Genomic DNA, 25,612 nt, shown 5'->3' with positions numbered 1-25,612 from the left:
ATCAGCTTCACCTGCGTCACGATTTTCATCGTCACAATCGCAGCATTGGTCTATGTCACCTCGATGGGAGCCAAACCCCAATATCCGCGGGGGTCGTAGCGTCGTCTACGCCCTCCATGCTCACTTGGTCTTCACGCCCAAGTATCGGCGTGGACCCTTCACCGACGAGATCCTTGAGCGCTGCGAGGAGGTCATGCGCGCCGTATGCGCGGACTTCGAAACCAAGTTGGTCGAGTTCAACGGCGAACGCGACCACGTGCACCTGCTCGTTCACTACCCGCCGAAGGACGCCCTGTCGCGACTGGTCGGTTCACTCAAAGGAGTATCCGCGCGCCGGCTCCGTCAGGAGTTCCCCGAGCACATCCGCAAGCACCTGTGGGGCGCCCACTTCTGGTCGCCCTCGTACTTCGCCTCGTCCTGCGGCGGCGCGCCGCTCGGCATCATCAAGGAGTACATCGAGAACCAGAAGCGACCCGACTGACCGTCACCCCGGAGGCGAGGAGAACTCCGGCGCTCCGCGCCTCCGGGTCAAGGATGCGATTCCTCCCGGGCCTGAAGGCCCGGGGTTCCTCGCAAGACCAGGCTGAACTGCAGAGGTCGCGCCGCATACGGGGCTCAAGGTGCTGAGGCATTAGGGGCGTTGTACAGGTCGACCATCGTGCGTACGGGAGGCGGCAGCCAGTCCTCGGACGATGAGTCGTTCTGGGAGAGCTGTTCGAGTACCTCGGTGGGCGTCGGGCGCCCGTTGGGGTCATGGTCGAGGCACCGGGTGATGGTGCCGACGAATCGAGATGGCAACAGGCTGAGGGCGGCCTCCAGGGATTCACCGTCCGTGAGCGGCATGGCTCCCGCGGCGTGGCACAGCACCATGCCAAAGGCGTAGACGTCCGTGGCATGCGTGATCGGTGCGCCGGTGAGCTGTTCCGGAGCGAGAAACCCAGGCGTGCCGACGACGTAGTCGGTACGGGTGAGTGCGGTGCTGTCGAGGGCTCGGGCGATGCCGAAGTCGATGATGCGGGGACCTGAGCTGGAGATAATGATGTTGCTGGGTTTGAGGTCACGGTGGATGATGCCGCAGGCATGGATGCGCTCGAGCGCTTCGGCGACGCCGAGGGCGAGAGTATGCAGGGTTCTTGTGGGCAGAGCACCCTGCTGCCCGAGGACGTCGTGCAGTGACGGGCCGGGGATGTACTCGGTGGCTAGCCAGAGCGGGTTGCCGTGGGCGTCAGCGTCGACCACCGGCGCGGTGTGGAATCCGCCGACACGGCGTGCGGCTTCGATCTCGCGGGTGAATCGCTCCCGGAACGTTGGGTCCGCAGCGAATTCCGGCCGGATGACTTTGACCGCGACCAGGCGCTGCCCCGGAGACCGGCCGAGATAGACCGTGCCCATCCCCCCTTGGCCCAGCAGAGCCGTCAGGTGGTAGCGGCCGATACGGCGAGGATCGTCCTGCCGCAGCGGCTGGTGTCCGGGGGCGGAGCCGGTCTGGACGGACGACTGTGGTGTGCTCCGCGTCGCTCTGCTCCCGCCGACGAGGCTGGCGGCACGCTTGTCCCGGTCGGTGCGCTTCTGCTTCTCCATCGAAGCCTGAATCGGGGTGGGCGGTGCGATCAACTTGATGTCGACGCGGTGGACGCGGATGCCCCAGCGTGTGGTGGTCTCGTCGAGAACGCCGCGCAGGGTCGCGGTGATCTCCCCGCGGGAGGTCAGGGTCCGTTCCAGGTCCATGCGGGCGACGATGCTGCGCAACCTGGTGACACTGAGTTCCTCGATTGCCTGGATGAAGTTTGTGACTTCGTAGGTGGCGGCCCTCGCGTCGGTCACCTGGTAGGAGATGACAGTGTCGATATCAACGACCAGGTTGTCCTGCGTGATCACCTGTTGCGGCGGAATCGTAAGGACCTGTTCACGCAGGTCGAGCCGGATGCGGATGGTGTCGATGAGCGGGACGACGATGTTCAGGCCGGCATTGAGGGTGCGAGTGTAGCGCCCGAAGCGTTCCACGATTGCGGTGCTGGCCTCCGGAATGACATGAATCGTCTTGACCAAGACTATGAAAACAAACACCACCAGAATGATCAGGACAATGATGATCGGTTCCACGGTGGCTCCCCCCGCCCCTCTGGTTTCCCTGCGCTGACGTCAGATCGTGCCGCGCAGGAGTCTTCCAGATCTATCTCATGAGTGGGCTTGTGTTCACTGACGGGGGCGCATGGCGCACCGGACGGGCTGACTGTCGATGGTGCGGGCGGCGATCTGCGTGAAGGTGGGCATACCGAGGTCGACCGCAGCGGTGTGGCGGGCCGGCTCGGCGTCGAGTTGCGCGAGTTTGTCCTCAGCGCCAGCGAGGCTCACTTGGAGACCTTCAACCTCGCCACGCCAGCCCTCCCGCTCGGCCTCGGCGATCCGGGCGAGAAGGGTTTCGCGGATCTCGACGAGCCGGTCGCGCTGGGTGGGGTCGGGCCGGCGGTGCCGGTCTGCTCGATGCCGCTGGCCTGCCACCGCTGCTGCTGAGCCCAACGAGTGACGGGCGCGGATGCGCGCTCCACGCTTCGAGATCATCCCGTGGCGGGTTTCCGGCGTATCGGGGTCACACCCCGACACCGGACCGCCGCCCGATCCCGCCCTCACCGCTCCCTGCCGTGCCGCGCCCGTCCGCGCCGTGCCGCGCCGGACCGCCACACGGACTGGCGGTTTGTGCACCATTGCGCCGAAATAGTCCTTTAGCTGGGTGATCGCGGCGGGTTCGGGGTAGGCACCCGGCATGATCACTGTTGGGGTCGAGGAGGAGTACCTGCTGGTCGACCCGCATACGCTCCTGCCCGCTCCGCTCGTGCAGGACGTGCGCGCCACGGCCCGGCTGGCACCGATCGCGGACGAGCGGGAGGTCCAGGACGAACTGCTCCAGGCGCAGATCGAGGTCGCCACCCCCGTGTGCACGGCCCTGGAGGAGGTGGGTGGTCACCTCCTGAGGCTGCGGCACGCGGTCGCCTCCGCCGCGCAGTCGAACGGCTGCCGCGTCGCGATCTCGGCCACCGCGCCGGTCAAGGGCGCCCTCCCCGTGCCGATCACGGGCACGGCGAGGTATCTGAAGATGCGGGGAGAGGCCCGGCTGCTGGTCGACGAGCAGCTGATCTGCGGGATGCACGTCCACGTGGGGATGCCCGACCGGGAGACCGGCGTGGCCGTCCTGAACCGGTTGCGCGTCTGGCTCCCCACGCTGCTGGCGCTCTCCGCCAACGGGCCCCTGTGGGACGGCCGGGACACCGGCTTCGCCAGCTGGCGCACGATCATCTTCGGCCGCTGGCCGGTCAGCGGCCCGGCACCGTACTTCGCGGGACTCGCGGACTACGAGGCACGGGCCGACGCGCTGCTGGAATCGGGCCTGGTCCCCGACCGGGGCCAGCTGTACTGGCACGCCCGGCTCTCGGAGCGGTATCCGACCGTAGAGGTGCGCTGCTGCGACGTGCAGCTGGAGGCCGACGACGCGGTGATGCTCGCCGGGGTGGTGCGCGCGCTCGCCGCCACCGCGATCGCCGAGGAGAAGGCGGGGGCCGCTCCGGCGCTGTGCCGGGCCGAGCTGCTGCAGGCCGCGACGTGGCACGCGGCCCGGCACGGGATGGCCGGCACGCTGATGGACCCGCAGGGTCGGCTGCGCAGCAGCGGCGACGTGCTGTGCATGCTGCTGGGCCACATCGCCCCCGCTCTCGAGGAGAGCGGTGACTACCGCGAGGTGAGCTCGCTCCTCCACCGGCTGCTCCAGCGGGGCACGGCGGCCGACCGCCAGCGCCGGGCGCTGGCCGAGGCCGGCCTGCCTGCGCTGGCGGCCCTGATCACCGCCGACGAGTCCACCGCGTGAGCGTCGGCCGGGGCGCGGATCGAGCGGCCGTCACGTGCGCAGACGGCTGTTGGTCCCGTCGTGGTCGTCGGCGCTCTCGTCGTTGAACCAGTAGTCGCCCGCGGCCAGGTAGCGGAAGGAGTGCACGCTCTTCCCCGGCAGGGCGACGGTGACGGCGCGCATGCCGTCGCGCCGCGGGGCCAGGGTGTGGGTGCCGGGCTTCCAGTCGTTGAAGTCGCCGACCACGCTGACGGGGCCGGGCGGGGTGTTGGCGGGCAGGACGAAGGTGACCTCGGTGCGGTCCTTGCACTGCTTGCGTTCGAGCACGGGGAGGGGCTCCTGACGGCAGGGCTGCTGTGTCTGCCCATGCTCGGACCGCCGACGGTGCCCGGCGCGCGGACGCGGCCGTGGCGCCGCGCCGCCTTCACCCGCCCGGCGCTCCACCGCGGAACGGCGTCCGGGCCCCGTGGTCCGGCGCGCGCGGCGGTGAGCGGGCCGGGCGGGCGGCCGTGGCGCGGCGTGCCCCGGTCGCAGGTGCCATGCTGGAGGGAAGTGGAGGGCCGACGCCCGGACCGCCGGGCGGGCCCCGTCAGCAAGGGAGAACGACGTGCCTGGTCTTCTTCGAGGAATCGCGCGGACCGCGGTGGTCGCCGGTACGGCGACGGCGGTCTCCAACCGCGTTTCGCGTCGGCAGGGCGGCCGGTGGGCCGAGCAGGAAGCCCAACAGCAGCAGGCCGCCGCGCCCGCCCCCGCTCCGGCTGCCCCTCCCCCTCCGCCCCCTCCGGCTCCGACGATGGCGGATGACATGAGCAGCAGGATCGACCAGCTCAAGGAACTCGGAGCACTGAAGGAGCAGGGGCTCCTGAGCGAAGAGGAGTTCGCGCAGCAGAAGAGCAAGCTCCTGGGCGGCTGAACGGTTCTGCCGTCCGGGAGCCGGACGGCAGAACAGGTGCCCGCCGGTGGAGGGACGTTTCCTCCACCGGCGGGCACCTGCGTCGACGGACCGCTGCTCGGCTACCCGCCTTCTCCCGCTTCCTCCGCGTCGAGGGAGGCGAGGATGGCCTGCACGGGAATGCGGCCGCTCGCCACCATCTGCGCGCCGGCGCGCCGCAGGGCCCGGGCGAAGGGTGCGGCCCACCGGTTCTCGTAGACCAGGATCGCGGCCGCGTTGCCCGGCTGGAGTGCGTGGCCGGCTTCGTCGAGGTCGTCCTGGTCGAGCAGATCGGATGACGCGCCGTCGAAGACGGACAGGCTCATGGAGCCCGCGTCGTCCTGGTCGAGGCCCTCGATTTCGAGGGCGGTGACGGTTCCGTCGGCATCCTTCTGCACGAAGCGGAGGTCGAGGATGCGAACGAGGCCCTTGTCCACCAGGTCGATCAGCAAGGGGAACGCCTCGCCCGTCAACCGGGTTCCGGGGAACTCGACGACCAGGTAGTCGACGGGGCCCATGTCTTCGATGTCGTCGTTCATGAACGCTCCTGGCTTCGTCGGGCGGGGAAACGCAGCGATGCCCGGACATGATCCTGTTCTCATTGCAGCACCCGCCGTGCGGCGCCGCACCTCCGCGCCGTGACCGCCGCGCAGGGCGTGCGGGGCTCGGATCAGCCCGTTCCGGTGAGCTGGTAGAGGCTCCTGGCGACGAGCCACAGCCCCAGGAGGAGGCAGGTGACGACGATCGCCGGGTCCTTGTGGCGCTCCAGCCACCCGCGCAGGCCCAGCAGGACGCTTTGGGCCTTCCGGGGTGAGAACACCATGTACAGCTCCATGGCCAGCAGGGTCGAGGTGGCCAGGACGCAGAAGGCCATGAGGGCCAGGAAGGACTGGGCGTGGGAGAGGTCGGCCTGCACGACGGTGGCGGCGGCGGCGCTGACCATCCCCCAGGGCTGGAGGAGCACGGCGAGGCCCGCGGCGGACCATCCGGTGGCCTCGTCCATCCTGGAGGTCACGGACGAATCGGGGGTGGCGGCGGAAGCTGCGTCCCCCTCCTGCGCGGCCCCCGCGGCCCCCTCCCGCGCGGCCGGCTCCGGGCCGGCCGCCCTGCGGCGGCGGCTCAGGCGCCTGCGGTGTTGGCTGTACACGACCAGGCCCAGCCCGATGACCAGCGTGGCCACGAGCGCTCCGATCGACGGGGGCGAGCGCGGTGGCGGCGGCTGGCCACCGGTGAGGAGCAGGACCAGCGCCATCACGGTCACCAGGCAGGCCAGCCAGGCGAAGATGAACGCCAGGCCGTTGCGCACGCCGCGGGACCCGGACACCACCAGCACGAAGGCCATGATGGGCAGCGGGAACAGCGTCACGGCCAAGCCGATGAGGAGCAGGTCGAGCACCATGGCAGCGGCTCTCGGGAAGGGAGGGCCCCGGCCCCGGCCCGGTCAGGCGGGCACCGGGGTGAAGGGGAACAGCCCGTCCGCTCCGGACCGCACGATGCCGTAACTGCTCTCCGGCACCTCGTGCCAGGCGCCGGGCAGGTCCCCGAGGGGCTCGGAGACGATGAGGCGGGTCTCGTCGGAGACCTCCTGGAGGAAGGCGACGTCGGGGTGCAGCCGGCGCAGCGCGTCCACCCGGCTGCTGTAGAACAGGGACCGGGATTCGTGCTGGCTGGAGTAGCGGAAGGCCCACACGCTCTCGCCGTCGGTGACGGCGACCGTCATCTGGAGGGGGAACTCCACCCCGTGGTCGTGTCCGGCGCGTTCCACGACGCCGGCCATCCGGGCGATGGCGGTGGGCGGGTCCTGGTCGAGGCCGAAGGTGAGGGCGAGGTAGAACATCGTCTCGGAGTCCGTGGTTCCCCCGATGTCGGCGTACAGCGCGGGGTCGACGAGCATCGTGAGGTCGCGGCGCATGAGGTGGAAGCCGTTGATGGCGCCGTTGTGCATGAACATCCAGCGGCCGTTGCGGAACGGGTGGCAGTTCGACTGCTGCACGGCCGTCCCGGTCGACGCCCGGATGTGGGCGAAGAAGAGGTGGGAGCGGACGTGGTCCGCCATCTCCCGCAGGTTGCGGTTGTTCCAGGCGGGACCGACGTCCCTGAGGAGCGCCGGAGTGGGGTTGTCCTCCGCGTACCAGCCGACTCCGAACCCGTCACCGTTCGTGGTCTCCACACCGAGCTTGGAGTGCAGGCTCTGGTCGATCAGCGAGTGGGCCGGTTTGTAGAGGATGGTGTCGAGCAGCATGGGCGTTCCCGAGTACGCGAGCCATCGGCACATGTGTCATCACCTGCGTCCCTACGGCATCGCGGGAAGCGGATACGTCTTCCCGCTCGCCCCCCGGATGTGCGGCCATCCCATTCTGGGGTGCCTCCTGCGGGAGCGCCACGCGACGCCGGGCGTCCCGGGCTCCGCCGCCCTTGCGCCTTCCGCCGCGGTCGTACGGGTTGCCGTGCGGGGTACCCCGGACGGACCTACGGTTGATGCAGGCCCGGCGCTCGCGGGATGCCCGATGCTCCCGCAACCAGCCCTCCCAGGCTCGGCGTCGGGGGCACACGGGAAGGCACCCGGAATGGCCACTGCATCAGAAACCCCGGTCCTGGACACCCTCGCCGCCATGACGATCGACTCGCTCGAACGGTGCGGGATGTCCCCGGACATGCTCATCCTCACGCGCATCGCGGCCCTCGCCGCCTCGGACGCTCCGCCGATCTCCTACCTGGCCCACATCGACCCCGCCATCAGGTCGGGCGTGACCGCCGAGCAGCTGCAGGACGTCCTGGTCGCGATCGCCCCGATCGTGGGAACGGCCCGCGTCATGACGGCGGCGGGCAACCTCACCTCCGCCTTCGGCGTAGCCATCGCCGTCGCGGACGCCGCGGCCGAGGCCGAGGTGGAGAGCAAGCGCTGAGAGCAGCCGCGCCCCCGCACCGGTGACGGAGCGGGGGCGTCGGCGCGGAGAGGGGCCACGGCGCCGCCCCGGCCGCCGCGCCCCGCGCGACTCGACGGCCGCAGGGCCGGACAGGAGGGCCTCGGATGTCCCAGCAGGCGACCACGGCGATGCGCGCGTCACTTCACGCGACCGCCGAGGAACGCGCGGCACTCGGCAAGGAGGCCCGGCGGCGCTCACCGCGGTCGGGACACGCGGCGTACGAGCCCGCTCCGGACAGACCGGATCCGCTCACGATCCTGGAGGCACAGTCCGCGACGCGGGTCCCGGAACTGGTGCCGATCCGCTACGGCCGGATGACCGAGTCCCCGTTCCGGTTCTACCGGGGCGCCGCCGCGATCATGGCCTCCGACCTGGCCGGCACCCCCGACTCGGGAATCACCGCCCAGCTGTGCGGTGACGCGCACCTGCTGAACTTCCGGCTGCTGGCCTCGCCGGAGCGGGGGCTGATGTTCGACATCAACGACTTCGACGAGACCCTGCCGGGCCCCTGGGAGTGGGACGTCAAACGCCTGTCGGCGAGCTTCGTCATCGCCGCGCGGGCCAACGGCTTCGAGGACGCCGAGCGCGCCCGCATCGTGGGCGGCACCGTACGTTCGTACCGCGAGGCGATGATCCGGTTCGCCGGCATGGGCAACCTCGACGTCTGGTACACGAAGATCGACGATGCCCGCCTCAAGGACCTCGTCTCCGGCCCGCGCCACAGGGAAAGCCGGCAGAAGCTGGACCGCGCCCTGGCGAAGGCGCGGTCCCGGGACACCCTCCAGGTCTTCGACAAGCTCACGCGGGTGGTGGACGGCCGGCCGAGGATCGCCGCCGACCCCCCACTGCTGGTACCGATCTCCGACCTGCTGCCGGACGCCGAACGCGCCGCGCTGGAGCGCCAGTTCAGGGGGCTCATCGAGCGGTACGGGATCACGCTGCCGACCGACCGGCGCCATCTGCTGGCCGACTACCAGCTGGCGGACGTCGCCCGCAAGGTGGTCGGGGTCGGCAGCGTCGGCACCCGCTGCTGGATCTTCCTGCTCCTCGGCCGGGACGGCGGCGACCCCTTGTTCCTGCAGGCCAAGGAGGCAGGCACCTCCGTGCTCGCCGAACACCTCGGGGCCAGCCTCTACCGCAACCAGGGCGAGCGCGTGGTCGCGGGACAGCGGCTGATGCAGGCCACGAGCGACATGTTCCTCGGCTGGGAGCGGGTCGACGGGTTCGACGGCAGACGCCGCGACTTCTACGTGCGCCAGCTGCGCGACTGGAAGGGCATCGCGATGCCGGAGACGATGACGCCCCTGCAGCTGGAGACCTTCGGCGGCATCTGCGGCCTCACCCTGGCACGCGCGCACGCCCGGTCCGGCGACCGGATCGCGATCGCCGCCTACCTGGGGGGCGGCGACGCCTTCGACCGGGCCCTCGTGACGTTCGCGGAGGCCTACGCCGACCAGAACGAGCGCGACCACCGGGCACTGCTCGACGCGGTGCGCACGGGGCGGCTGCCGGCGGAGGAGATCCCGGCCGCCTGAGGGGACGCATACACCATCCGCTCCGAGATGGGAAGACATTCAACCAACGGAGCAGGGGTGGACACGACTGGTTGCGCGTACGAAAACCCGGGGCCGGAAGTCGTCTTCCTTCATGGAATCAACCCACGTCAGGCTTGACGATGAACCTACGGCGTCGTAAATTCAAGCGAAGCGACTCGTGAGCAACTGGAAGGAGGCGAAGTCGGATGTCCACCATCTCCGCAGCGCCTCGCCCGGCTCACCAGATCGCCTGGGCTCCCGGTCGTGTCGCACACGGCTGCTGAACAGCCCCCCTCCCGGCGTGCCCGATAGCGGCCCCGGATCTCTCCACCTCTTTCACCCTTTACGGCACGTCATTGCGTGCTGCTCTGCTGCGCTCCGGGTTTTCGAGCTGCGCCACTGAAATAGAAAGCTCATGAAATGGCGACTAGGATAGTCAGATCAATCGCGCGCCGAAATGGGGACGTGCCATGGTAGCGGCGCGCATCACCGTCAACGGAAAAGAAACCCCCATCGCACCGGCCGCACCCCACACCACGGTGCTGGATTTCCTGCGCGATCGCGGTCTGACCGGAACCAAGGAAGGCTGCGCCGAGGGTGAATGCGGCGCCTGTTCGATCCTGGTGGCCCGTCCCGGGGTGAAGAAGCCCACCGACTGGGTGGCGGTCAACGCCTGCCTGGTCCCGGTCGCGTCGCTCGACGGTCAGGAGGTCATCACTTCCGAGGGCCTCGCCACCGTCGACGAATCGGGCACGCCGACCGCTCTGCACCCCGTGCAGGAGGAGATGGCCGTACGCGGCGGCTCCCAGTGCGGGTACTGCACGCCGGGATTCATCTGCAGCATGGCCTCCGAGTACTACCGGCCGGACCGCTGCGCGCACGCGGAATCGTCCGACACCGCCGAGGCCGACGCCGAACACGGTCCGAACGGTTTCGACCTGCACTCCCTGAGCGGAAACCTGTGCCGCTGCACCGGTTACCGTCCGATCCGCGACGCCGCGTACGCCGTCGGCTCGCCCGCCGAGGACGACGTCCTGGCGCAGCGCCGCGACCAGGCCCCGCCGGAGCCCGCCGCCACCGCGTACGAGCAGGACGACAGCGTGTTCCTGCGGCCGGGCAGCCTGGCCGAAGCCGCGCAGCTGCTGCGCGACCGGCCCGAGGCGGTCGTGGTCTCCGGAAGCACCGACTGGGGCGTGGAGGTGAACATCCGCTCCCGGCGTGCGGAGTGCGTGGTCGCGGTCGACCGGCTCCCGGAGCTCCGTGAGCTGCGTGTCGAATCCGACCACATCGAGATCGGAGCGGCACTGACGCTCACCGAGATCGAGCGCCGCCTCGACGGCAGCGTCCCGCTGCTGGCGGAACTGTTCCCGCAGTTCGCGTCCCGGCTGATCCGCAACAGCGCGACCTTCGGCGGCAACCTGGGTACCGGTTCCCCCATCGGCGACAGCCCGCCGGTGCTGCTCGCTCTGGAGGCGTCGCTGGTACTGGCCGACGCCGACGGCGAGCGCGAGGTCCCGCTGGCGGACTACTTCACCGGCTACCGGCAGAGCGTGCGCCGCCCCGGCGAGCTGATCCGCGCGGTGCGCGTCCCGCTGCCGCTGTCGCCGGTCACGGCGTTCCACAAGATCGCCAAGCGGCGCTTCGACGACATCTCCAGCGTGGCGGTCGCCTTCGCCCTCGACATCGAGGACGGGATCGTCCGCAAGGCGCGCATCGGCCTGGGCGGCGTCGCCGCCACCCCGATCCGCGCCCTCGCCACCGAGGCCCTCCTGGAGGGCCTGCCGTGGACGGCGCAGACCGTCGAGGCCGCGGCCGAGGTACTGAAGGCCCAGGGCACGCCGATGAGCGATCACCGCGCCAGCGCCGGATACCGCTCCGCGATGCTCGGCCAGAGCCTGCTGAAGCTGTACGCAGAAACCACCGAGGCGGTGTCGTCGTGAGCCATTTGTCCGAGATCCCCGAGAAGCCCGTCGTCGGCGTGTCCATGCCGCACGAGAGCGCCACCCTGCACGTCACGGGCACCGCGCTCTACACGGACGACCTGGTGTACCGCACCAAGGACGTGCTGCACGCCTACCCGGTCCAGGTCATGAAGACCCACGGCCTGATCACCGCGCTGCGCACGGAGCCCGCGCTCGCGGTACCCGGTGTGGTCCGCGTGCTGACCGGGGCGGACGTGCCCGGTGTCAACGACGCCGGCATCAAGCACGACGAGCCGCTGTTCCCCGACACGGTCATGTTCCACGGCCACGCGGTCGCCTGGGTGCTCGGCGAGACCCTGGAGGCGGCCCGGCTCGGTGCGGCGGCCGTCGAGGTCGAGCTCGACGAGCGGCCCTCCCTGATCACGCTGCAGGACGCGATCGCGGCCGAGAGCTTCCACGGCGCCCGGCCGCTGATGGTGGCCGGAGACATCGACGCAGGCTTCGCCGATTCCGCGCACGTGTTCACGGGTGAGTTCCAGTTCTCCGACCAGGAGCACTTCTACCTGGAGACGCACGCGGCGCTGGCCCACGTCGACGAGGCCGGGCAGCTGTTCATCCAGAGCAGCACCCAGCACCCCTCGGAGACGCAGGAGATCGTCGCGCACGTCCTCGGCCTGCACAGTCACGAGGTGACCGTGCAGTGCCTGCGGATGGGCGGCGGCTTCGGCGGCAAGGAGATGCAGCCGCACGGGTTCGCGGCCATCGCTGCCCTCGGCGCGAAGCTGACCGGGCGGCCGGTGCGGGTGCGGCTCAACCGCACCCAGGACCTGACGATGTCCGGCAAGCGCCACGGCTTCCATGCCACCTGGAAGATCGGCTTCGACGCCGAAGGTCACATCCAGGCCCTGGACGCCACGCTGACCGGCGACGGCGGCTGGAGCCTGGACCTGTCCGAGCCGGTGGTGGCCCGCGCGCTGTGCCACATCGACAACACGTACTGGATCCCCAACGCCCGCGTCGCCGGTCGCATCGCCAAGACCAACAAGACCTCCAACACCGCCTTCCGCGGCTTCGGCGGCCCCCAGGGCATGCTGGTGATGGAGGACATCCTCGGCCGGTGCGCGCCGCTGCTCGGCCTGGACCCGATGGAGCTGCGCGAGCGCAACTTCTACCGGGAGGGGCAGTCGACGCCGTACGGCCAGCCGGTGCCCCAGCCCGAGCGGATCTCCACCATCTGGCGGCAGGTCCAGGACGACGCGGCCGTCGCCGACCGCAAGCGTGAGATCGCGGCCTTCAATGCCGCGCACCCGCACACCAAGCGGGCGATCGCGCTCACCGGGATCAAGTTCGGCATCTCGTTCAACCTCACCGCCTTCAACCAGGCCGGTGCGCTGGTCCTGGTCTACAAGGACGGCTCCGTCCTGATCAACCACGGCGGCACCGAGATGGGACAGGGCCTGCACACCAAGATGATCCAGGTGGCCGCGACCACGCTGGGCATCCCGCTGCACAAGGTGCGCCTCGCCCCGACGCGCACGGACAAGGTGCCCAACACCTCGGCCACCGCGGCCAGCTCCGGCGCGGACCTCAACGGCGCCGCGATCAAGAACGCCTGCGAGCAGATCCGCGGGCGGCTGCTGCAGGTCGCCGGCACCCAGCTGGGCGGGAACGCCTCGGACGTGCGCATCGTCGAGGGCGTCGCACGGATCCTCGGCAGCGACAAGGAGCTGGCCTGGGACGACCTGGTGCGCACCGCGTACTTCCAGCGGGTCCAGCTGTCGGCGTCGGGCTACTACCGGACCGAGGGTCTGCACTGGGACGCGAAGGCTTTCCAGGGCTCCCCGTTCAAGTACTTCTCCTACGGCGTCGCCGCGTGCGAGGTCGAGGTGGACGGCTTCACCGGCAAGTACAAGATGCGGCGCGTGGACATCGTGCACGACGTCGGCGACAGCCTCTCCCCGCTGATCGACATCGGTCAGGTCGAGGGCGGCTTCGTGCAGGGCGCGGGCTGGCTCACGCTGGAGGACATGCGCTGGGACAGCAGTGACGGCCCGAACCGCGGCCGGCTGCTGACCCAGGCGGCGAGCACCTACAAGCTGCCGAGCTTCTCGGAGATGCCCGAGGAGTTCAACGTCCGGCTGATGGAGAACGCCACCGAGGAGGGCGCGGTCTACGGGTCCAAGGCGGTGGGCGAGCCTCCGCTGATGCTGGCGTTCGCGGTGCGCGAGGCCCTGCGGCAGGCCGCCGCGGAGTTCGGGCCCGCCGGTGCCAGCGTGGAACTCGGCGCTCCCGCGACGCCGGAGGCGGTGTACTGGGCGATCGAAGCGGCCCGCAAGGGCGGCGCGCTGCACGAGGGTCACGCGCCCGACGGCAGCGAGGTCTCCGCCGACGCAAGCGTTTTGAGCAATGCCTGACATGACGTGGGTGGCCGCGGTCGCGCGGTTGCGGGCTCGCCGGGAACCCGGCGTGCTCGTGACCGTCGCGACCGTGCGCGGCCACGCGCCCCGCCGGGCCGGTGCCAAACTCGTCGTGGGACTCAACGACAGCTGGGGTTCGATCGGCGGCGGCAACATCGAGGCCGTCGCCATCGACCGGGCGCGCGAGCTGAACGTCGCGCCCGACCCGGAGCCGGAGCTGATGGAGTTCGCCCTCAACGACAAGGTCACCGGCCCCCACGGCGTGCAGTGCTGCGGCGGCGCCGTGACCGTTCTGCTGGAACCGCTTCCGGTGGTCCAGGCGGTGGCGGTCTTCGGCGTCGGGCACGTCGGACTGGAGCTGGCGCGCATCCTCGCCCGCCAGAACCTCGATCTGTACCTGGTCGACAGCCGCTCCGACATGCTCACCGACGAGCGGCTCGGCGTGCTGGGGGACGCGATGGCACAGGTCCACGTGCGCCACACGCCCCTCCTTCCGGAGGAGGTGCTCGCGGAGCTGCCGCCCGGCACCCACGTCCTGATCATGACCCACGACCACGCCGAGGACGCCGCGCTGTGCGACGCCGCTCTGCGTACGCCCGGCCTCGGCTCGATCGGGCTGATCGGCTCGTCCGCCAAATGGACGCGGTTCCGGCAGCGCCTGTCCACCGAGGGCGGTCACGACGCCGCCACCATCGACAGGATCAAGACCCCGATCGGACTGACCGCGATCACCGGCAAGGAACCCGCCACGATCGCGGTGAGCGTCGCGGCGGACCTGCTCATGACCTTCGAGACGGAACGTCTCCGGGCGGTGCGGGAGACCGACGCGACCCCGGGCGGGCAGGGGCGGCAGGAGACGGCGGCGGCTTCGCCCGTACCGTCCTCTCCATCTTCACCCTCATCACCGTCCTTCGCGGCCCGGGCCGGTCTTCCGGCGCTCGGCGGCGCGGCGGACGGGGCTGCGACGGCGGACCAGCGGGCCGCCGCGGATCAGCGGGCCGCTGCGGATCAGCGGGCCGCTGCGGCCCTTGAGGACACGGCGCCGTTCCTCCGGCACCTCGAACCGGAGGTCCGCACGCGCCAGCGGCGCCCTGCCCGCGGCCGCGTGTGACACCGGGCCTGCGGACGCCGCCGGCGTCGGGACTCCGGCCCTTCCGGATTCCCGGCGTCAGCCGGCGTGGATGTGGGGGCGGCGGCTGCGGTCGGGTTCGGCCTCGCGGATGACCTCCCGGGTGACGGGGGCGACCTCGCCCTGCCCGAAGAGGAAGAAGCGGAAGAAGTTGGCCATCGGGTTGCCCTCGGTCCACTCGAAGTAGATGTGCGGGCGCTGCCCGGTCTCGTCCCGGACGTGCAGCAGCAGTGCGGCGAGCGCGTTGGGGATGCTGGAGCTCTCCAGGGTGAGGACCCGGTAGCGGTCGTGCAGTACCTCGCCGCGGACCTTCAGGCCGGATTCGAACTCGGACGCGTCCAGGACCGTGACCTCGACGAACATGACGTCGTCGGCTGCGGGGATGTCATTGTCCGCGCGGATCTGCTCCTTCTTCTGCCGGTACTCGGCGACGTCACGGCTGTCCGGCTCGTTGGCGATGAAACGGATCGTGCGGTTGGCGGTGTCGCGGATGAACCGCTGCGCCATGTCGTCGAATTCCAGGTGCGTGACGCGCAGCTCGAAGACGCGGGCGAGGCGGGAGAGCAGCGAGAGGGCCATGATGCCCGCGATGAAGCAGGCGCCGATCTTCACGCCGTCCGGGCGTTCGGCCACGTTGACGGCGGTGGTGTAGACGAAGACGGCGGAGATGATCCCGAAGCCGATCGTCCAGCGGCGTTCCCCCGCCCGGCGGGCCGCGATGGTCACCGCGACGGCCGCCGAGGTGATCAGCACCAGGACACCGGTGGCGTACGCGCCGCCCTGGGCGTCGACGTCGGCGTCGAAGATCCAGGTCACCAGGAAGGCGATGAGGGTGAAGACGATGACCATCGGGCGCAGGGCGCGGGCCCAGTGGGGCGCCATGCCGTAGCGGGGCAGGTAGCGCGGCATCAGGTTCAGCAGGCCGGCCATCGCGGAGGCGCCCGCGAACCACAGGATCAGGATGGTCGAGACGTCGTAGACGGTGCCGAAGGCGGAGCCCAGGTACTCGTGGGCGAGGTAGGCGAGCGCGCGGCCGTTGGCCTGGCCGCCCGGCTGGAACTGGGCGGGCGGGATCAGCAGCGTGGTGATGAAACTGCTGGTGATGAGGAAGACGCTCATGATCACGGCGGCCGTGGTCAGCAGCTTCTTGGCGCCGCGGATCCGGCCGACGGGCTGCTCCTCGGTGTCCCCGGGATCGCCGTGGACATGGGGCATGACCGCGACGCCGGTCTCGAAACCGGACAGGCCGAGGGCGAGCTTCGGGAACACGATGAGGGCGATGCCGATCATCATGAGCGGGTTCCCGTGCTCCGCGGTCAGTGCGGCCGTCCAGTCGGGGATGAGGTGCGGCTCGCTGACCACCTCCCCCAGGCCCACCGCCACGACGACCACGTTCAGCCCGAGGTAGAGGGCGACGAGCACCACGGCCACCCCGATGGCCTCGCTGAACCCCTTCAGGAACACCGCGCCCAGCAGCGCGATCATCAGCAGGGTGATCGGCACCTCGTGGCCGTGCAGGGTGCTGGTGAGGTGCGGGTTCTCCACCAGGTGCGCGGTCGCGTCGGCGGCCGAGAGGGTGATGGTGATCAGGAAGTCGGTCGCCGCGAACCCGAGCAGGGTCAGGACGAACAGCTTGCCCTTCCAGAACGACAGCAGCTTCTCCAGCATGGCGATGGAGCCCTCGCCGTGCGGGCTCTCCTCGGCCACCCGCCGGTAGACGGGCAGGGCGCCGAAGAGGGTGAGCAGGACGAGCACGATGGTGGCCAGCGGCGAGAGCAGTCCGGCGGCGAGCGCGGCGATGCCGGGCTGGTAGCCGAGGGTGGAGAAGTAGTCCAGGCCGGTCAGGCACATGACCCGCCACCACGGCCGCCCGTGGGGCTGAGCCGCGGCCTCCTTGGCGGCGGGCGAACCGCTCTGCGCGGTCAGGCCTTCCAGCATCCACGCGCGCAGGCGCGAGGAGCGGGCAGGAGTGGCCATCGTGGGGAGCTCCTGTCGGACGGCAGGGAGTCAGCCATCGACACCGACGGCTGGGCCAGCGTACGCAATCTGATCACTTATCAATGCAAATAGGATGATATCGGCGCATTCTTAATGCGGATGGCGGCCCGGCGCCCGCAGCAGTGCCCCCCCCATGGCGGGCGACACTCCGCCGGGGCCTGGCAGGGGCGCGTCAACATCGTGTAGCCGTCCCGTAAGCGACGCGTCAGGGCCCGGTGCCGAGCGCTCGCACCGCCCTAACCTCACCCCATGGAACGACGTTTCACGCAGGTCACGAAGGGTTCGGACGGCACCGGAGCAGCGGGTCCCGGCCCCTACGCACACGACGTCCACTGGGCCGGCGAGAGGCGCTCGGCATGGGCAGTCGCACTGCTGCTCTTCGGCGCCCTGCTCACCATGGACGCGGGTTTCGGCAGGCTCGACGTGGTACGGGGCGCCCTGTGGGCCGGGCTGGGCGGCCTCGTCTTCGCGATCATGCGCCCACCCCGGGTCTGCGTACGCCCCGGACTGCTGAGCGTCCGCGGGCTGCTCGTGACGGACACGGTCCGCACCGACTCGCTCGTCTCGGTCCGCTGGCCCGACGGGGTGGCCCAGCGGATGATCCTGCGCGACACGGACGGGAGCCGGGCCGAGATCGACCCGATGGTCCTCGTCCGCAATCCGGCGATGTGGCACCGCCTCGACACGGACGCCCGCACTTCGGCCGGGCGCGGGACCCTGCGGTGCGGCGCGACCGCCCTGCGGCGGCTGACGGAACGCATCGACGGCGAGACGGCCCGTGCGGTCTTCCGGGTTTCCGGACTGGGGTGACTCCCCGACGGGCCCGGCCCGCCTTGCGCAGGCCGGTCCCGCCCGGCTCCCGGCGCTCCGGTACGGGATCGGGACGTCGCCGTCACGTCGCGGGGATGGACCCGGTGGCCGAGAACTGGCTCAGTGGGAACAGCCCCTCGTCACGGTCTTCCATGTCCGCGGCGGCGGGGCCCTGTTCCGACCGGCCAGCATGCGACCCCAGGGGGTTTCGCGACATGAGCGACGGCAGAGGTGGACCGGACGTACCTCGTCCGGAGAACGACGCGTCGGTCCCGTCCCACGGGACCACCCCGGACGTCGGCGGAGGGTTCACAGACCCGACCCCGGGCGGGGACGGCATCATCGTCCAGGGAGGCCGCACGGCTTCAGGCTCGCACGACCCCGCGCGGGCCATCGGCCCGAAGCAGGACGACCCCCGGGCCATCGGGCCCAAGCAGGACGACCCCCGTTCGGTCGGCAAGGGCATCATCGTCCAGGGCGGGCGTACCGAGCACCCGGACGAGAAGGCGCGTCAGAAGCGGGCCAAGAAGAAGAAGATGAAGACGATGGCGCTGATCATCGGCGGTGTCCTGGTGGTCGCCGCGGGCGGGGTCTTCGTGGGGCAGCGGCTCGGCCACGACCCGGCCGTCCTCCGGCCCCAGGCGGTGGCCACGCCCTCCGGTGCCGCCTCGGCCGGGGCGCCCGGCGCCACCACCGCCCCCACGACCTCCCCCGACAGCGACAGCGACAGCGACAGCCCTGCGCCCGCCACCGGTCCGGGTGCCCCCGCCACGAAGGCGGGCACACCGACGGCCGACGCCTCCAACCCGCCCGCCCGCGGCGGCAACAGCCCCTCGCCGGCCCGAACGTCGCAGCCGCCGAAGCAGTCCGGCGCACCCGCCCCGGCCGCCGCACCGGTCCTGTCGCTGCGTCCGACCGGAGTCCAGGAGTACTGCGCGAACGGAGAGTGGCCCCACACCCTGGTGATCCGCAACAGCGGTGGCGGCAGCCTGATCTGGTCGGTCGGGCAGCTGCCCGCCGGGGTCACCGTCAGCGAGGACGGCGGGTCCCTCGCCGGCGACGCCTCTCAGGTGATCACGCTGGGCGGCCGGACCGAACTGCCGCCCGCCGACGGCCGGTTCACGATCGGCTTCGCCAGCAACGGCGGCAGTGGCCGGGTGACCGTCACCTGCGCATGACATGACGGGCCGGGGCCGGGGCCGGGGCCGGGGCCGGGAGCCGGGAGCCGGGAGCCGGGAGCCGGAACAGAAACAGGAGCAGGAACAGGAGCAGGAACAGGAACCGGCTCCCGCCCGGGTCTGGTGTGAAGCAGTGAATCACTGCTTCAATCCTTCCCATGCCCTACCGCCGACCGCCCGCCGTGCAGGCCCGCCTCGACGCCCGCCGCGACCGGGTCCTGGAAGCCGCCGTCCGCCTGCTCTCCCGGGAGGGGTACGCCGGCTGCTCCGTCGCCGCGATCGCGGCCGAGGCCGGGATCTCCACGGGGAGCGTCTACCAGTCGTTCTCCGGCAAGTCCGAGCTCGCCGCCGCCCTCTTCCGGACCCTCGTGGCACGGGAGGTGGAGGCGGTGACCGCCGCCGCGGACCGGCCCGGGACCGCCGCCCAGCGGGTGGCCGCGGCCGTCGAGACCTTCGCCTCGCGGGCGCTCCAGGCGCCCCGGCGGGCCTTCGCCCTGCTGGCGGAGCCGGCCGACCCGGCCGTGGACACCGAACGCCTCGTCTTCCGGCGGGCGTTCCGCGACGTGTTCGCCCGACAGGTCGCCGCGGGCGTGGCCATCGGCGAACTGCCGCCACAGGCACCCGAGCTGACGGCCGCCGCGCTGGTCGGGGCGATCGCCGAAGCGCTCGTCGGACCCCTCGCCGACGGCGACGCGGCCCCGGGCGAGGTCATCCCAGGCCTGACCACCTTCACCCTGCGTGCCCTTGGAGGACACGATGCCGCAGACGCATGAGGTCACCAACCAGGTACCCCCGCACCACGGTTACGACGCCGCCGCGGACCCTGCCCTGCTGGAGGCCCTCGACCGCGAGGGAGCCGGCTGGTCCGCGCCCGAGCTGCACCGCCTCGGCGTCCTCGCCGGCTCGGAGCGGGCGGCCGAGTGGGGCCGGCTGGCCAACGAGAACGAGCCGGTCCTGCACACCCACGACCGCTACGGCCACCGGGTCGACGAGGTCGAGTTCCACCCGTACTGGCACGAGCTGATGCGCACCGCCGTCTCGCACGGTCTGCACGCCGCCCCCTGGACGCAGAGCGAACCGGGGGCGCACGTCGCCCGCGCCGCGAAGTTCATCGTCTGGAGCCAGGTCGAGGCGGGCCACACCTGCCCGGTCTCCATGACCTACGCCGCCGTCCCGGCGCTGCGCACCACGCCCGCCCTGGCCGAGTGGCTGGAGCCGCTGCTCGCCTCCCGCACCTACGACTTCGGGCTGCGCCGGCCCGACACCAAGCGCGGGCTCATCGCCGGCATGTCGATGACCGAGAAGCAGGGCGGCTCGGACGTCCGCGCCAACACCACGACCGCCGTACCGGCCGGGGACGGCACGTACCGGCTGACCGGGCACAAGTGGTTCACCTCGGCGCCCATGTCGGACGTCTTTCTGACCCTGGCGCAGGCCCCGGGAGGACTGTCCTGCTTCCTGCTGCCGCGGGTCCTGCCCGACGGTACCCGCAACCGGCTGCTGCTCCAGCGCCTCAAGGACAAGCTGGGCAACCGCTCCAACGCCTCCTCGGAGATCGAGTACGACGGGGCGTTCGGCTGGCTGGTGGGCGAGGAGGGGCGCGGGGTCGCGACCATCATCGAGATGGTCAACACCACCCGCCTCGACTGCGTCCTGGGCGGAGCCTCCGGGATGCGGCTCGGTCTGGTCCGGGCGGTCCACCACGCCACCCACCGGCGGGCGTTCGGCAAGGCCCTCATCGACCAGCCCCTGATGCGCAACGTCCTGGCCGACCTGGCCCTCGAATCCGAGGCCGCGACGGCCGTCGCCATGCGCCTGGCGGGAGCCACCGACCGGGTCGCGCGCGGGGACTCGGACGAGGCGCTGCTGCGGCGGCTGGGCCTGGCCGTGACCAAGTACTGGGTGTGCAAGCGCGCCCCCGGGCACGCCGCCGAGGCCCTCGAATGCCTGGGCGGCAACGGCTACGTCGAGGAATCGGGCATGCCGCGCCTGTACCGGGAGGCTCCGCTCTCGTCCATCTGGGAGGGCTCGGGGAACGTCGCCGCCCTGGACTCGCTGCGTGCCATGGCGCGCCAGCCGGAGACCGTCGAGGCCTTCTTCGCCGAGGTGGGCCGGGCGGCCGGCGCCGACCGGCACCTGGACGCGGCGGTGGCCGGGCTCCACAAGCAGCTCGCCGATCCCGCCGGGGCCGAATACCGGGCCCGGCAGCTGACCGAGACCATGGCCCTGGCCCTCCAGGCCTCGCTCCTGCTGAGGCACGCCCCCGCCGCGGTCGCCGACGCCTTCTGCGCGTCCCGCCTGGGCGGCGAGCACGGCGGCGCGTACGGCACCCTCCCGACGGGAGTGGACACCGAGACCGTCCTCGCGCGGGCGGTGACGGCCACCGTGTGAGCCGGGGCCGGGCCGGGCGGGGCGGGGCCGATGGCACGCCACCACTTCCGGCCCGGCCCGGCCGCTCGATCACGGTCACCTCACCGCCGCAACCGGGGCGCCCTCCCGCAACGTCTGGGCCGTTGACGGCGGGCAGCAGGGGCGGGGCGACGGGCGACGGAACGGGGACGGGACATGAGACGCGCGTACGGCAACACGATGCTGGTCACCGCCGTGGCGGCGGCACTGGGGCTGTCGGCCTGCACCCCGTCCGGGGAGCCCGGCTCCGCGGCGCCCGCCCGGCCCACCGGCGGATCCGGGACGGCTCAGGCGTCCCCCTCCGCCCACGCGCCGGCCACCGGCGGCCCGTCCGGGGCTCCGCAGCCGACGGCCCACCCCTCGGCAGCCACCCCGGGAAGCCCCGCGCCGTCGGGGCACCCGAGCGCGACACCCCTCGTGCGTACGGGTGTCCCGTGGAACCTGGACCGGCTCGACCAGCGCACCCGCCCCCTCGACGGCCGCTTCACCGCGGCTACCGACGGCAGCGGGGTCCACGTCTACGTGCTGGACACCGGCATGGACCTCAGGCAGCCCGAGTTCACCGGCCGCGCCACTCCCGGTGCCGACTTCATCGGGATCCCGGACGAGGGCGACTGCTACGGCGGGGACGGACTGGGCCACGGCACGTTCGTGGCCGGCATCATCGGCGGCCGCACCTACGGGGTCGCCCCCAAGGCCGAACTCGTGCGCGTCCAGGCCATCGGCTGCGAGGAGGGCGGCAGCAGCGGACCGGGCAAGGACACCCCGCCGGCGGCCGAGGCCTCCGTCGTCAAAGCCGTCGAGTGGGTGACCGCCCACGCCCGGCGCCCGGCCGTGGTCAACATGTCCCTCAACCTCAAGACCCGCTCGCCGGCGCTCGACGCCGCCGTGCAGCACATGGTCGAGTCCGGGATCCCCGCCGTCGTCGCGGCGGGCAACTTCAACGACGACGCCTGCGGGCACTCGCCGGCCGGCGCCCACGGCGCCATCGTCGTGGCCGCCTCCACCGCCGACGACCGTCACTGGCGGGACACCGAGGGCTTCGGCTCCGGGTACGGATCCTGCGTGGACCTGTACGCCCCCGGGGACAAGGTCACCTCGGCGGTGGCCGGCGGCAGCGGTACGGTCACCAGCGACTCCGCCGCCACCTCCTGGGCCGCCCCGCACGTGACGGGCGCGGTGGCGCTCTACCTCTCGGCCCACCCCGGCGCCACACCCGCCCAGGTACGCACCTGGGTCACCCAGCAGGCCACCCGCGACGCCCTGGCGGCCGTCCCACCGGGAACCCCCAACCGGCTCCTGAACACCTCCGCCCTCTAGGCCGAGCTCTGGCCCGGCGGCGCGGGGGAACACGGGGAATAGGGGGTGTGGGGTGGCGGGTTGCCGGGACTGCAAGATCCACACACTGGTTCGGAGGGATCAATGGCAGTCCACGGCACGGTCGTCACCGGTTTCGAGGGGGTACGGGAGGAGTTCGCCGCCTTCCTCGCGGCCGAGGAACACGCGCCCGGCTCGCAGCTGGTGGTGTACCGGGGTGGCGAGCGCGTGGTGGACCTGTGGTCGGAGGGGGTGGGCGCCGAGTCCCTGCTCGGTGTCTTCTCGTCCACCAAGGGCGCGGCGTACCTGGTGGCGGCGCTGTTGGTGCAGGACGGCCTGCTGGACCTGGACCGGACCGTCGCCTCGTACTGGCCGGACTTCGCCTCGGCGGACAAGGACCGGGTCACACTGCGCGAGTTGCTGGCCCACCGGGCCGGGGTGATCGGCCTGGATGACGGTTTCACCGCGGAGGAGCTGGCCGACGACCGGGCGATGGCGGCCCGCCTGGCGGGGCAGCGCCCGTTCTGGCAACCGGGCCGGTTCTTCGGCTACCACGCCCTCGTGATCGGGGCCCTGGTCGGCGAGGTGGTGTTCCGGGCCACCGGGCGCACGCTGCACGACTGGTACGAGGAACGGGTCCGCGCTCCGTACGGGCTCGATCTGTGGCTGGGTCTGCCGGAGTCCGAGGAGCCCCGTTTCCTGAGCACGCTGCCGATGCTGCCGACGCCGGAGCAGGCGGCCGGGATCGAGGCGGCCGCCGAGAGCCCGTACAGCCTGGGTGGGATCGCCTTCAACGAACACGCGCCCGGTAACGGCGAGTTGTACGACTTCCCCAACTCGCGTGCCGTGCGCGCCGGAGGCCAGGCGTCGGCGGGCGGGCTCGGCTCTGCGCGCGGTCTGGCGGGCATGTACGCGGCCGCAGCCTTCGGTCTTGACGGGCGGGGGCCCCTGCTGAAGCCGGACACGGCCGCCGAGTTCGCCCGGATCCACTCCGAGGGCAAGGACCTCGTGGGCGGCACGGAGAAGGCGTTCGGCCTCGGCTTCCAGAGCTACGGCCCCTCCTTCCCCGCCGTCGGCGCGGGCGCCTTCGGCCACAGCGGCGCCGCGGGTTCCCTCGGCCTCGCCGACCCCCGGCAGGGCTTCGCGTACGGGTACACCCGCCGCCGGTTCGCCTACCCGGGCGGCGCGGCCCCGGAGAACGCGCGCCTGCTGTGGTCGGTGGTCCGCGCGCTCGCCTGACGACGGCGCGGGAGTCCGCTGCGGCGGCCGACAGGTGAGCCGTGGCAGCGGTTCGACCGCCCCGACCGGTCCCCATACCGTCCCCTCCCCGTCGTCGTCGGACACTTCGATCAAGTCGGTCACCGCCGGCGTCCACGCGCGACGATGTCCTTCGGGCCCCGGTCTGTCGATACGCTGGCCGCGGGTCGGGCATCGGGCGGCAGCCGGAGGGGAAACGAGTGGGTGTGGGCAATCCGTTGACGCAGGTACCGAGGATGCGACTGGACGAGCTGCTGGACGAGCTCCAGGTGCGCATCGACGAGGTGCGCGGTACCCGAGACCGGGTGCACAGCCTGCTGGAGGCCGTCGTGTCGGTGGGGCGGGAGCTGGATCTCGCCCAGGTGCTCCGGCGCATCGTGGAGGCGGCCGCGCTGCTGGTGGACGCCGAGTACGGCGCCCTGGGCGTGATCGGGCCCGACGGCCGCACGCTCGCCCAGTTCCTGACCGTGGGGCTCACCGACGAGGAGATCGCCGACATCGGTCCCCTGCCGGCCGGTCACGGCCTGCTCGGCGAGGTCATCCACCACCCGGAGCCCCTGCGGCTGACCGATCTCGGAGCGCACTCCTCCTCGTACGGGTTCCCGGCCCATCATCCGCCCATGCGCACGTTCCTCGGCGTGCCGATCCGGGTCCGTGACGAGGTGTTCGGAAACCTCTATCTGACCGACAAGCGGGGCGGGGTCGACTTCGACACCGAGGACGAGACCGTGATCTCCACCCTCTCCGTGGCGGCGGGCGTGGCGATCGACAACGCGCGGCTCTACGAGGGGGCGCAGCGCCAGCAGTTGTGGCTCAGGGCCAATGCGGAGATCACCGAGAGCCTGCTGTCCGGCAGTTCGCGCCCGGCGGTGCTGGAGCTCCTCGCCCGGCGTGCCCAGGAGATCACCGGGGCGCGGCTCGCGAACATCGCCGTGCCGGTGGACGGCGTCGACGGTCTGGTCGTGGAGTTCGCCGCCGGGGCGGACGGAGCCTCGTGGCAGGGCCTCGTCATCCCCTTCGACGGCACGCTCTCCGGGGCCGCGCACCGGGCGGGCAAGCCCGTGACGGCGCTGCAGGCCTCGGGCGACGGGCGCTACCCTGCCGAGGACCGGATGCGGGGGCGGGACGGTCTGGGACCTGCCGTGGCGGTGCCCTTGGGCACTGCGGGCGGCGAGAGCCGCGGTGTGCTGCTGCTCTCGCGCTCGGCGGGGGATCCGGCCTTCGGCGAGGGCGAGTTGGAGCCGATCGTCGCTTTCGCGGGTCAGGCGGCGATCGCTCTGGAGCTGGCGGAACGGCGCCGGGACGCCGAGCAGATAGCACTGTTGGAGGAACGCGACCGGATCGCCCGCGACCTGCACGACCTGGCCATCCAGCGACTCTTCGCCACCGGCATGACCTTGCAGAGCGCCGCCCGGCTGGTGGAGCACGAAGGGGCTGCCGAGCGGGTCGGCCGGGCGGTCGACGACCTGGACGAGACCATCAAGATAATCCGCTCGACGATCTTCGGGCTCCGCACCAAGGACCGCGAGGGCGGCCCCGGGCTGCGGGCACGCGCCGCCCGTGCCGTCGGTGACGCGGCGACCTCCCTCGGCCATCCGCCCCGCCTGAGCATGGAGGGGCTCCTCGACACCGACGTACCGGTGCAGATCGCCGACCACGTGGTGGCGGCGCTGGGCGAGCTCCTCAGCAACGCGGCCCGCCACGCGCGGGCGACCCGGGTCGGCGTGACCCTCAAGGCCGGACGGGGCGAGATCGTACTGACCGTCTCGGACAACGGCACGGGCATTCCCGCGCAGGGACGCCGGAGCGGGCTGCGCAACCTCGACGAGCGGGCCCGGAGTTCGGGCGGCAGCTTCACCGTGGAGACTCCCGAGGAGGGCGGCAGCACGCTCGTGTGGCGGGCGCCGCTTCCCGGCGGCGGCTGACGGGGCGGCTGGGGGGGCG

The 25,612-nt window shown here is 71.6% G+C and carries 20 protein-coding genes and 3 pseudogenes; 15 read left to right on the top strand and 8 right to left on the bottom strand.

Annotated elements, in window-relative coordinates:
* Positions 1-52 precede the first annotated feature (52 nt).
* Positions 53-481, top strand: coding sequence for an IS200/IS605 family transposase (gene tnpA, locus ABZW32_RS14495; protein ID WP_356215360.1), 429 nt, complete (start codon positions 53-55; stop codon positions 479-481).
* Positions 482-615: 134 nt separating this feature from the next.
* Here tnpA and ABZW32_RS14490 read toward each other — a convergent pair.
* From ABZW32_RS14490 to ABZW32_RS14480, 3 genes and pseudogenes are all read right to left on the bottom strand, one after another.
* A pseudogene (locus tag ABZW32_RS14490) lies at positions 616-1,413 on the bottom strand (serine/threonine-protein kinase); the annotation flags it as partial.
* Between the two features lie 120 nt (positions 1,414-1,533).
* Positions 1,534-2,103, bottom strand: a pseudogene (locus tag ABZW32_RS14485) (paraslipin); the annotation flags it as partial.
* Positions 2,104-2,196: 93 nt separating this feature from the next.
* On the bottom strand, positions 2,197-2,766 hold the full coding sequence (locus ABZW32_RS14480; RefSeq protein ID WP_356215344.1) for a hypothetical protein: 570 nt from the start codon (positions 2,764-2,766) through the stop codon (positions 2,197-2,199).
* Here ABZW32_RS14480 and ABZW32_RS14475 point away from each other — a divergent pair.
* Positions 2,765-3,859, top strand: a complete 1,095-nt coding sequence (locus ABZW32_RS14475; RefSeq protein WP_356215342.1) for a glutamate--cysteine ligase — start codon at positions 2,765-2,767, stop codon at positions 3,857-3,859. The two genes, ABZW32_RS14480 and ABZW32_RS14475, sit on opposite strands and share 2 nt — an antisense overlap.
* Positions 3,860-3,889: 30 nt before the next feature.
* On the opposite strand, the gene ABZW32_RS14470 is transcribed toward ABZW32_RS14475, so the two are convergent.
* On the bottom strand, positions 3,890-4,165 hold the full coding sequence (locus ABZW32_RS14470; protein ID WP_356215340.1) for an isoamylase early set domain-containing protein: 276 nt from the start codon (positions 4,163-4,165) through the stop codon (positions 3,890-3,892).
* Positions 4,166-4,445: 280 nt separating this feature from the next.
* Between ABZW32_RS14470 and ABZW32_RS14465 the strand changes: the two genes are divergently transcribed.
* On the top strand, positions 4,446-4,751 hold the full coding sequence (locus tag ABZW32_RS14465; RefSeq protein ID WP_356215338.1) for an SHOCT domain-containing protein: 306 nt from the start codon (positions 4,446-4,448) through the stop codon (positions 4,749-4,751).
* A gap of 101 nt (positions 4,752-4,852) precedes the next feature.
* On the opposite strand, the gene ABZW32_RS14460 is transcribed toward ABZW32_RS14465, so the two are convergent.
* The 3 genes from ABZW32_RS14460 to ABZW32_RS14450 form a co-directional block, all read right to left on the bottom strand.
* On the bottom strand, positions 4,853-5,308 hold the full coding sequence (locus tag ABZW32_RS14460; RefSeq protein ID WP_356215336.1) for a DUF6325 family protein: 456 nt from the start codon (positions 5,306-5,308) through the stop codon (positions 4,853-4,855).
* Between the two features lie 131 nt (positions 5,309-5,439).
* Entirely contained in the window at positions 5,440-6,168 is a 729-nt protein-coding gene (locus ABZW32_RS14455) for a GAP family protein (RefSeq protein ID WP_356215334.1), read from the bottom strand.
* 42 nt (positions 6,169-6,210) lie between these two features.
* Positions 6,211-7,044, bottom strand: a complete 834-nt coding sequence (locus tag ABZW32_RS14450) for a class II glutamine amidotransferase (RefSeq protein ID WP_356215332.1) — start codon at positions 7,042-7,044, stop codon at positions 6,211-6,213.
* Positions 7,045-7,336: 292 nt separating this feature from the next.
* Between ABZW32_RS14450 and ABZW32_RS14445 the strand changes: the two genes are divergently transcribed.
* The 5 genes and pseudogenes from ABZW32_RS14445 to xdhC all read left to right on the top strand — a co-directional run.
* Positions 7,337-7,675 carry a carboxymuconolactone decarboxylase family protein gene (locus ABZW32_RS14445; protein ID WP_356215330.1) on the top strand — a complete coding sequence of 113 codons (339 nt, stop codon included), beginning with the start codon at positions 7,337-7,339 and terminating at the stop codon, positions 7,673-7,675.
* A 125-nt stretch (positions 7,676-7,800) separates the two neighbouring features.
* Entirely contained in the window at positions 7,801-9,231 is a 1,431-nt protein-coding gene (locus ABZW32_RS14440; RefSeq protein ID WP_356215328.1) for a DUF2252 domain-containing protein, read from the top strand.
* 470 nt (positions 9,232-9,701) lie between these two features.
* On the top strand, positions 9,702-11,171 hold the full coding sequence (locus ABZW32_RS14435; RefSeq protein WP_356215326.1) for an FAD binding domain-containing protein: 1,470 nt from the start codon (positions 9,702-9,704) through the stop codon (positions 11,169-11,171).
* Positions 11,168-13,567 carry a xanthine dehydrogenase molybdopterin binding subunit gene (xdhB, locus tag ABZW32_RS14430; RefSeq protein WP_356215324.1) on the top strand — a complete coding sequence of 800 codons (2,400 nt, stop codon included), beginning with the start codon at positions 11,168-11,170 and terminating at the stop codon, positions 13,565-13,567. The genes ABZW32_RS14435 and xdhB overlap by 4 nt, the downstream gene beginning before the upstream one ends.
* Before the next feature lies 1 nt (position 13,568).
* Positions 13,569-14,369 (top strand): annotated as a pseudogene (gene xdhC, locus ABZW32_RS14425) (xanthine dehydrogenase accessory protein XdhC); the annotation flags it as partial.
* A 369-nt stretch (positions 14,370-14,738) separates the two neighbouring features.
* On the opposite strand, the gene ABZW32_RS14420 reads toward xdhC, so the two are convergent.
* Positions 14,739-16,676: an amino acid transporter gene (locus ABZW32_RS14420; RefSeq protein ID WP_356215322.1), complete on the bottom strand. Its 1,938-nt coding sequence runs from the start codon at positions 16,674-16,676 to the stop codon at positions 14,739-14,741.
* 270 nt (positions 16,677-16,946) lie between these two features.
* Between ABZW32_RS14420 and ABZW32_RS14415 the strand changes: the two genes are divergently transcribed.
* The 7 genes from ABZW32_RS14415 to ABZW32_RS14385 all read left to right on the top strand — a co-directional run bounded on the left by ABZW32_RS14415 (position 16,947) and on the right by ABZW32_RS14385 (position 25,593).
* A complete protein-coding gene (locus ABZW32_RS14415; RefSeq protein ID WP_356215320.1) occupies positions 16,947-17,507 on the top strand; it encodes a hypothetical protein in 561 nt (186 codons plus the stop codon).
* A 215-nt stretch (positions 17,508-17,722) separates the two neighbouring features.
* Positions 17,723-18,685: a hypothetical protein gene (locus ABZW32_RS14410; RefSeq protein ID WP_356215318.1), complete on the top strand. Its 963-nt coding sequence runs from the start codon at positions 17,723-17,725 to the stop codon at positions 18,683-18,685.
* A gap of 158 nt (positions 18,686-18,843) precedes the next feature.
* Positions 18,844-19,458: a TetR/AcrR family transcriptional regulator gene (locus tag ABZW32_RS14405; RefSeq protein WP_356215316.1), complete on the top strand. Its 615-nt coding sequence runs from the start codon at positions 18,844-18,846 to the stop codon at positions 19,456-19,458.
* The gene (locus tag ABZW32_RS14400) at positions 19,442-21,076 is read left to right on the top strand and encodes an isovaleryl-CoA dehydrogenase (RefSeq protein WP_356215315.1); all 1,635 of its coding nucleotides are present in this window, start codon (positions 19,442-19,444) and stop codon (positions 21,074-21,076) included. Before ABZW32_RS14405 ends, ABZW32_RS14400 begins: the two co-directional genes overlap by 17 nt.
* 174 nt (positions 21,077-21,250) lie before the next feature.
* Positions 21,251-22,414, top strand: a complete 1,164-nt coding sequence (locus tag ABZW32_RS14395) for a S8 family serine peptidase (protein WP_356215313.1) — start codon at positions 21,251-21,253, stop codon at positions 22,412-22,414.
* Between the two features lie 102 nt (positions 22,415-22,516).
* Positions 22,517-23,650 (top strand): serine hydrolase domain-containing protein, encoded by a 1,134-nt coding sequence (locus tag ABZW32_RS14390; protein WP_356215311.1) that lies wholly within the window; start codon positions 22,517-22,519, stop codon positions 23,648-23,650.
* A 254-nt stretch (positions 23,651-23,904) separates the two neighbouring features.
* Positions 23,905-25,593, top strand: a complete 1,689-nt coding sequence (locus tag ABZW32_RS14385; protein ID WP_356215309.1) for a GAF domain-containing sensor histidine kinase — start codon at positions 23,905-23,907, stop codon at positions 25,591-25,593.
* The last annotated feature ends 19 nt before the right edge of the window (positions 25,594-25,612 follow it).

This window comes from Streptomyces sp. NPDC004667, assembly GCF_040609475.1.
Classification (GTDB): domain Bacteria; phylum Actinomycetota; class Actinomycetes; order Streptomycetales; family Streptomycetaceae; genus Streptomyces.
The sequence above is the reverse complement of the archived record's forward strand: the minus strand, read 5'-3'. Positions and strand labels throughout refer to the sequence as shown.